Genomic DNA, 6532 nt, shown 5'->3' with positions numbered 1-6532 from the left:
CGCGTGGCGGGTCCAGTTCCCGGTCGCGGAGCGGGAGTGGATCTCCACCCGGGCGGTGCCGTCGTCATCCGGTACCAGCTGGGTGGTCAGCCGAGTCTGTTCACCGAGCGGGAGCATCTGCTCGACTTCCAGCCGCGACAGCCGCAATTCGCGGGCCGGCCGGCCGAGAGCCGCACAGCCGGCGGACAGCGCGATCTCGGCGAACCCGGCTCCGGGCATGACCGGCTGGCCGTGCACCTTGTGGTCGGCCAGCCACGGGTGCAGTTCGGTCCCGACATCGGACTGCCAGACGTGGACGCCGCCGGCGGGCAGCTCGACGTGCATGCCGAGCAGCGGGTGGGCTCCGCTGAATTCCCTTCCCACCGAGGCGGTCTGCATCCAGTAGCGGGTGTGCAGCCAGGGTGTGGGCGGCAGGTCCACCAGCAGGTCCCTGCGCCCGCCGGGCTGGGCGGTGGCCGGCGGCCGAACCCCGGCCAGCTGGGTGTGGAAGGTCAGCGTCTCCGGGTGGTCACGGTTGACGGTGCCCGACACCCGCGCCTTCTTCGCGCCGAGGGATTCACTGATGGCGTGGGTCAGCAGCGGATGCGGGCTGATCTCGATGAACGTGGCGTGGTCGGTGGCCGCCTCACCGACGGCGCGGCTGAACCGGACCGGGTTGCGCAGGTTCGCCGCCCAATAATCGGCACCGAACATCGTTGTGCTGCCGGAGGTTTCGACGGTGCTGATCACCGGGATGGTAGGACCGTCGGGCTCCAGATAGGCCAGCGCCGAGCGCAGTTCGGGCAGGATCGGATCGATGGTCGCGTGATGCGAAGCCACGTCGACCTCCACCCGGCGGGCCAGCAGGCCCTTGGCGTCCACCGTGGCGACGAGTTCGTCGACCTGATCGGGTGGTCCGGCGATCACCGACTGAGTCGGCGAGGCGTACACGGCGACCGACACGTCCGGGTAGTCCGCGATCAGCCGCTCGGCGCCCTTGGCGTCCAGCTCCACCAGTGCCATCGCGCCCTGGCCGGACAGTCGCGACATCAGCTTGGACCGGGTGGCGATCACGTCGAGGCCTTCGGCGGGGGTCAGCGCCCCGGCCACCACCGCGGCGGTCACCTCGCCCATCGAATGGCCGATGACGGCGTCGGGTTCCACACCGTAGGAGCGCCACAACTCGGTCAGGGCCAGCTGAATCCCGACCAGGACCGGCTGGATCCGGGCGATCCCGGTCAGCGGTTCGCCCACCTGCAGGACATGGCGCAGCGAGAAGCCGACCTTGTCGACGAAGACCGGCTCCAGGGCGTCGATGGCCGCGGCGAACGCCGGCTCGTCGGCCAGCAGTTGCCGGCCCATGCCGGCCCACTGCGCTCCCTGACCGGAGTAGACGAACACCGTGCCCGGTCCGGGTGAGGCCTCGTGGCAGGCGACCACTCCGGGGCCGGGCTGACCGGCGGCCAGCGCCCGCAGGCCCTCGACCGCGTCGTCGTGGCTGCGCGCGGACACCGTCGCGACGATGCCGAAACGGCTCCGGTGGTTGAGGGTTTCGGCCACCTCGGCGATCGGCACAGACCTGCCGGGGCCGATCATCCAGTCGGCCAGCACGCCGGCGGCTGCGGCCACCCGCTGCGCGGTCTTGCCGGAGACCACCAGGGTGGTCACCGCCGGACCGGTGGGCGCCGCGGACTGCGAGGCCGGGCCCTGCTCCAGGACGATGTGGGCGTTGGTGCCGCCCATGCCGAACGAGGAGACACCGGCCCGGCGGGGGCCGTCGTGCTTGGGCCACGGCGTCGAGGTGGTGGGCACGAAGAACCGGGTCGACGACGGGTCGATCGCCGGGGTCCATTCGGCGAAGTTCAGGTTGGGAGGGATCCGCGAATGCCGCAGCGCCAGAACTGCCTTGATCAGTCCGGCGACACCGGCCGCCGCTTCGAGGTGGCCGATGTTGGTCTTCACCGCACCGAGCGCGCAGGGCACCTCACCGCGGCCGTACGCCGCCGCCAGCGCGTCGAATTCGATGGGATCACCGAGTGGAGTTCCGGTTCCATGGGTTTCGACGTAGTCCACCGACGCCGCCGTGACGTCGGCGGCGCGCAGCGCGCGGGCGATGACGTCGCGCTGGGCCGGGGCGTTCGGCGCGGTGAGGCCGTTGGAGCGGCCGTCCTGGTTGACCGCCGATCCGCGCACCACCGCCAGCACCCGGTCGCCGTCGCGGACAGCGTCGGTGAGCCGCTTGAGCACGACGATTCCGGCACCCTCGCCCCGGACGAACCCGTCAGCCTGGGTGTCGAAGCTGTTGCACTTGCCGCGGGGCGATAGCATGCCCCACTTGCCCAGCGCCAGTTGGGTTTCCGGCCGCAGGCTGAGGTTGACCCCGCCTGCCAGCGCCAGGTCGCTCTCGCGCATCCGCAGGCTCTGGCAGGCCAGGTGCACCGACACCAGCGACGACGAGCACGCGGTGTCCACGGCCACCGCCGGTCCGCGCAGGCCCAGCAGATAGGCGATCCGCCCGACGGTGACGCTGTGCGCGTTACCGGTGGCCGAGTAGGCGTCGATGGTGGCGGGGTTGCCACCCGCGGCGCTCTGGTACTCGTTGTAGTACACGCCCATCATCACCGCGGCGCGGGTCTCGCCGAGCTGGTCGGGCCGCAACCCGGCGTTCTCCAGCGCCTCCCAGGCGACTTCCAGCGCCAGCCGCTGCTGCGGATCCATAGCGACGGCTTCGCGCGGGGAGATACCGAAGAAGTCGGCGTCGAAGCCGGCGATGTCGGACAGGTAGGCGCCCCACTTGGAGGGCATCCGGCCCGGCGCCATCGGGTCCGGGTCATAGAACGCCTCGGCGTCCCAGCGGTCCGGCGGCGTGATCGTCACGCCGTCGGTGCCGTTGTCCAGGAATTCCCAGTACGACTCGGGTCCGGTGACGCCGCCGGGGAATCGGCAGCCGATCCCGATCACCGCGATGGGTTCAGCGCCGGAGATTCGGGAGGACTTGTCGAACTGCTCGGTCAGCGCGGTGCGCTGCTCGGCCGTCATGGCCGAGATCCTGTCGAAGATGGTCTTCATCGGATCTAGCCTTCACTTTCCACGCTGGCCGTTGATTCCACGCTGGCCGTTGATTCCACGCTGTCGAAGAGTGCGTCGAGCACGCTGAACGATTCCTCGGCGACGTCCTCGACCGGTTCCGGCTCGGGCTGCGGCTCTGGGGTCAGCAGGCCCGCCACATGCTCGGCGAACGCACTGACGGTCGGGTTGTTCCAGAGCATCGTCGCCGATAGCTCCTTCTGGACCAACTGCTTGGCGTCGCGCAGCAGGGTCATCGCCATCATCGAGTCCAGGCCCAGTTCGGGGAACGGCCGGTCGAAATCCACCGCGGCCTCCGGCATGCCCAGCTCGCGGGCCAGGATGGCCCGCAGCCGGACCCGCAGTTCGCCGACGACCTGCTCGGCCGTCATCGCCGACCAGTCCGGCACATCCACCGGTGCCGACTCGGGCCCGGCGTCGGCAACCGGGACGGAGTCCACCTGGGCGTAGCGCAGTCCGCGCAGGTCCAGCCAGAGGGTGCCGTCCGGGGTGTGCGCCCGGACGTCGGCCACCAGATCGGTGCCGGTGCGCCGGCAGACCTCGATGACGATCTCGGACGGGACCTTAGTTTTCATTTTTGGGCCCGCCGCGGCCGCCAGCGCCTCGGCGGCGGCCGGCAGCATCAGCGCGGTCGAGTTGTCCACCACCCGGGCCAGATAGACGGCGGCGTCGAGCACAGCCGCCGCCGACGGTTCGGGCAGCGTGACGGTCGCGCGCAGGCCGCCCGGCGCCGGCTCCCAGCCGGTGACCGACCACGGGAAGGGTTGTCCGTCGACACCGACGGTGCGCTGCAGATCGGCCATCGACGTCGGGTCCCCGGCGAGTTCGGGCACCTCGGTGGCGCTGTCCGCCGAGACCTCCGGCAGCTGCTGCAGAATCCGGGCACTGGAGTGCCGGGTCCAGCGGTCAGCCGGGGTGTCGGGTCCGGCGCCCGACGACAACGTCAGGCTCTCGCCGTCGGCGCCGCCCTGGCGGACCACCCGGATCACCCGTGACTGCTCGGCCACGACCGGGTACTCGAACCGGACATCGCCCAGGACGCCGGGGGCTGCCGCGGTGACCAGCGTCTGCAGCAGCACCGACATCGGGACCACCTCGACGCCGCGGACCCGGTGACCGCCCGGGTAGGGCTTGGCGTCGGGAACCAGGCGGGCTTGCCAGGTGCGCACCGGGCCGGCGTCCACGGCCGGGTCGCCGAGCAGGGTGCCGAACGCCGGGGCGGACACCCCCTCGATCCCGTCGGCGTCGCCGAACCCATCGCCGCCCAGCAAGCGGTCGATGACGGGCATCGGAGCACGCATCTGATACGTCTCGGCCAGCCGGGGCCAGTCGGCGGCCACCACGATGCTCTGCACGCCGGCGTCGGGACTCAGCACCGCGGGCATCATCCGGATGGCAACATCGTTGGGCATCGGGGTGAGCCCGGCCGCCTTGGTCGACGGCTGGGCGTCGGCCCAGCTCTTCCACAGGCCCCATTCGACGACGCTCGCCGCCAAGCCCAGGGCGCGGCGGGTGTAGGCCAGCGCACCCAGGTAGGTGTTCGCCGCGGTGTAGTGGCCCAGCCACCGGGATCCGATGATGCCGGTGATCGAGGAGAACAGCACGAAGCGGCGCACCGGGGTCCGCAGCGTCAGCCGGTGCAGCACCGCCGCGGCGTCCACCTTGGAACCGAACATGGTGGTGACGTCGGAGTCGGTCATCTCGGTCAGCAGCGCTTCGTTGCCGGACAGCGCGGCAAGGTAGACGCCCTCCAACGGCGGCAGGTCGTTGCCGAACCGGTCGAACAGCGCCGTCATGGCGGCCTCGTCGGCGGCATCGGCGGCCACCTCGACCAGCCTGGTGCCCGCCGCGGTCAGCTCGGCTTGCAGTTCCTCGGATTGCGCTGTGCCGCTTCGGGATACCGCGACGATGGTGGAGGCACCCATCTCGGCGAGCTGGCGGATCAGGAACGGCCCCACATTGCCGGTGGCACCGATCACCACATGGCTGGTGTCGCTCTCCAGCCGGGTCAGCGCGACCGCGGGCGCGGCCCGCCGCTGCAGCCGCGGGACATGGCGCAGCCCGCGCCGGTGGACGGCCTGGTCGTCACGGCCGGTGTGGGCGGCCTGGGCGGCCAGGATTGTGGCGACGAGTTCGGCCGGCACGGCCTCGTCGACATCGACGATGCCGCCCCAGAACTCCGGATGCTCCAGCCGGATGGTGCGGGCCATGCCCCACAGCACCGCATGCGCCGGGTCGGCGCGTTCGCTGTCGCTGACCGATTGACCGTTGCGGGTGAGCACCAACAGCTTCGGCTGCTGCGGCATCGCGGCCAGCACGCCGACCAGCCGGCGTGCGGCGTGGAACAGCCGGTAGGCCGCCGCTACGTCGAGGCGCGGGTGTGCCGCGGGCGCGTAGAGCACATGCCCGGCCCCGGCGAGGGCCTGGCGCAGCGCGGCGTGGTCGCCGTCCTCGTCCAGAACAGTGGCGTCCAGCGCCGTCGATCCGGCACCCAACAGGCCCGCGAGCTCAGCCGCGGCGGACGGTTTGGTGGCGGCGCCGTCGCCGATCACCAGCCACCGGCCCTGAGCCGGCGCTGTGGACAATTCCTTGAGGGTCAATTCCTTGACCGGCCAGGCCAATTCGGCGAACCAGTCGCCCGTACCGCCGGCGGTACCGCCTGCCGGGGCGGCAGCGGCGGCGGACGCGCTGTGCGCCGGCACAGCCGCGTCCGGGGTCAGCCAGTGCCGGGTGTGATGCCACGGGGTGGCCGGCAGCATCGGGCGGGGTTCGGCCGGGTGCGGCAGTTCCGGCATCCGAACCGTATGCGCGGCATTGAGATTCGTCCGAAACGTCAGTGTGTCGTTGGTGTCGCGTTGCAGCGTCCCGAGCGTGTGGTGGTGGACACCTTCCACGCTGCCGTCGATGGCGTAGCTGAGCACCGGGTGCGGGCTCACTTCGATGAAAGTGCCGTGCTCGGCGCCGGCGGCGGCCACCGCCTGGGTGAACCGCACCGGGTTGCGCAGGTTGTCCACCCAGTGGCCGGCGTCGAACGCAGTCTCAGGCTCCATCCCCGAGTCGCTGCGCTCCTGCCCGCCGGTGCCCCGCCCACCGGTGGTGACGAAGACCGGGATGCTCGGCTTCTGCGGGTTCAGCCCGGCCAGTTCGGTGCGCAGGTCGCCCAGCACCGGATCGATGATCGCGTGGTGCGAGGCCACGTCCACCTCGACCCGGCGGGCCAGCCGGTCCTGGGCGGACACCACCGCGATCACCGCGTCGACCTGGTCGGGCGGACCGGCGATCACCACCTGGGTGGGCGAGGCTTCCACCGCCACGGTGACGTCGGCATAGCCGGTGAGCAATTCCTCGGCGGCGGCCCCGTCGAGTTCCAGCAGTGCCATCGCGCCCTGACCGGACAGCCGCGACATCAGCCGCGACCGGGTGGCGATCACCGTCAAGCCTTCGGCGGGGGTCAACGCCCCGGCGA

2 protein-coding genes are annotated in these 6532 nt (G+C 71.4%); both read right to left on the bottom strand.

Annotated elements, in window-relative coordinates; all coding sequences use genetic code 11:
- Nucleotides 1-3048: type I polyketide synthase (locus ADBZ6I_RS15070; RefSeq protein WP_526385222.1), on the bottom strand; the 3048-nt coding region annotated here is incomplete at its 3' end.
- Nucleotides 3049-3053: 5 nt separating this feature from the next.
- Nucleotides 3054-6532, bottom strand: a 3479-nt coding sequence (locus ADBZ6I_RS15065; RefSeq protein WP_526385220.1) for an SDR family NAD(P)-dependent oxidoreductase, incomplete at its 5' end; no start/stop codon positions are given.

Origin of the sequence: Mycobacterium sp., assembly GCF_044342925.1 — a bacterium.
Classification (GTDB): Bacteria; Actinomycetota; Actinomycetes; order Mycobacteriales; family Mycobacteriaceae; genus Mycobacterium.
Note: the sequence above shows the minus strand (reverse complement) of the source record. Positions and strands in the feature narration are given on the sequence as shown.